The sequence below is a fragment of the Cupriavidus sp. 01L46 genome, assembly GCF_056399905.1.
The window spans coordinates 1-2,136 of the sequence record NZ_JBFTSF010000533.1 but is presented as its reverse complement, the minus strand read 5'-3'; the positions used below and the strand labels follow the sequence as shown (position 1 = coordinate 2,136).

General features: G+C 62.1%; 2 protein-coding genes. One reads left to right on the top strand and one right to left on the bottom strand.

Annotation, left to right across the window (positions count from 1 at the left end):
* Positions 1 to 229 precede the first annotated feature (229 nt).
* Entirely contained in the window at positions 230 to 1,360 is a 1,131-nt protein-coding gene (locus tag AC1DS3_RS37990; protein WP_477129286.1) for a LacI family DNA-binding transcriptional regulator, read from the bottom strand.
* Between the two features lie 311 nt (positions 1,361 to 1,671).
* Between AC1DS3_RS37990 and AC1DS3_RS37985 the strand changes: the two genes are divergently transcribed.
* Positions 1,672 to 2,010 carry a hypothetical protein gene (locus AC1DS3_RS37985; RefSeq protein WP_477129285.1) on the top strand — a complete coding sequence of 113 codons (339 nt, stop codon included), beginning with the start codon at positions 1,672 to 1,674 and terminating at the stop codon, positions 2,008 to 2,010.
* The last annotated feature ends 126 nt before the right edge of the window (positions 2,011 to 2,136 follow it).

The window sequence follows — 2,136 nt, the reverse complement described above, 5'->3', positions numbered from 1 at the left end:
GTCATGGGTGTCTCCTGCCTGATGGACTGGGCTGCCTCATGCGTAACTGGGCGAGCCCTTCTACTCGTTGCCAACGCGCTCTTCATCAACCAGACGCGCTGATTGTTAGCGCTAACATTTCGAGGCGAATCACTTGGGCGTTTCGCCTGCCAATCAACAACGGCTGTATGTTAGCGCTACCATTTGACAGATTCAAGGCTCAACTTTGCAGGGAAATCCCTAGCCGCATTCAAATAGAGCCTTTTGATTTGCTTTTTGAGGTACTTCTTCTTTCGATGATGCTGAAACCGACATCGACAACGGTCTCGGACCCGGCGGACTCCGTCTTCTCGATCCTGGCGACCAGGAAACGCGCAGCGCGATTGCCGATCGCCTTCCCATCGATGCTGACGGAACTGAGTGTCGGAGACAACTCGGCGGCGAAATCGTAGTCGCCGAACCCCATCACCGCGAGCTGATCCGGAACACCAATGCCCCGCTCTTGCGCCTCCACGATGACCCCCTGCGCCAAAGGGTCGGAGCTGCAGACCACGACATCCAGCCCAGGGGCACGTTCCAGTAGCTTGGCGAAATGCCGCTTGCCCAAGCCCATGGTGCTTGGCACCGGCACCGACTCGAGGGGCACGTCGCTGATGCCGTGTCTGGCCAGCGCCGCAAGCAAGCCGCGGCGGCGAACGTCGMCCCGCTGGTCATTGGCGAACACAAGTCCGAATCGCCGATACCCCTTGTCCAACAGATACTCCGCCACGGCCACCCCGACCTGCTCGTGGGAAAAGCCAACCAGCATGTCCATTGGCGAGGGACTCATATCCCAGGTCTCGACCAGCGGGATGCCGGATTTGAGCAGTCGGGTGCGCGTGGTGTCGGTATGCACCGTGCCGGTCAGGACGATGCCATCGGGACGGCGGCTCAGGATGGCGTCCAGCAGTTCCTGCTCGCGCGACGCGTCGTATCCGGAAAGGCCGAGCATCACCTGGTATCCGGCCTTGCCGAGTTCGTCCGTGAGCGCCTGCGTGACTTGGGCAAACATGGAATTCGCGATGGTCGGCACCACTACCGCAACGAGCCGGCTACGGCGTGAAGCCAGTCCCCCTGCAAGCAGGTTCGGCACATAGCCAGTGCGCTCGATGGCACCTTTCACCACCGCGAGCGTGCGAGGCGAAACCCGTTCCGGGTTGTTCAGGACCCGCGACACCGTCATGGCAGATACGCCAGCGATGCTGGCGACATCGGCCACCGTGGCGCTGCCGGTCGCTCGGGGCGAGCTGCKAGCGTGCAGCAACGCTGCCGGTACCGGCGTCTTGCCGCTGCCCTCTTCGCTGGACGGGTTGCCCTCAATGGCTTTTTTTGCCTGCTTCATCGCTTCTGCTGGTAGTTGTGCCGGGGACCGGATAGTTGCTTCCGAACGCCGCACTCGCAGAGTATACCCACCTGGCCAGGCAGACCCGATGCCGCCGGAAGCGGGTTGCATGTGTCCGCCTTGAACCTGGATGCCTTCTTTATCCGATATCCCATAGCGCTGCGCCATTCCCCCCAGCTGAAAGTGAAAGCCATCCATCACCTGCCCTGGCCGTGTTTCGGGCAGCCGGTTCTACAGAATCGCGGTGCCGCCGCCGTTAATGGAGGCGGCAACCCACGACAAGCTCATCGTCCTGACAGATCTCGCGATCCATGAATCCACCCCCGCAAGACCAGACCCAACCGATTACCTTCCAATGGGCGCTCGCGCTCACCTTCGTGGCCTGGTTTGTCGAGGTGATATTGACCATGTTGCTGCGCCCGGCCTTGCTGCGCAGCGGCATGCAGCCAATGGCCGCAGCCAGCCTGATTCGCGTGGCCTGCTATGGGCTGGTATTCAGCACCCTGCTGCATGCCAGCGGGCTGAGCTACCGCAGGTTGTTCCACGAGGGCCGGGCCAGCGTGGCGGCCACGCTGGGCGTGCTGGCCCCCCCGATCCTGCTGATGGTGCCGCTGATCTTGCTGCTCGATGGGCTGGCTATGTCTCGCTGACGCTGCGCTTGTCCGGCGAGTTCGACGATCTCAGGCAGCGTCTGGCGGCCATCGCGGATCGCTGGAACATTTAAGCCTGCTTTGGTGTTCACCGGTCGCCTCGACGCCGGTGATGAGTTTGCCCGG

Coding starts and splice junctions, on each gene's coding strand:
- AC1DS3_RS37985 (WP_477129285.1), top strand. CDS start 1,672: ATGAATCCACCCCCGCAAGACCAGACCCAACCGATTACCTTCCAATGG.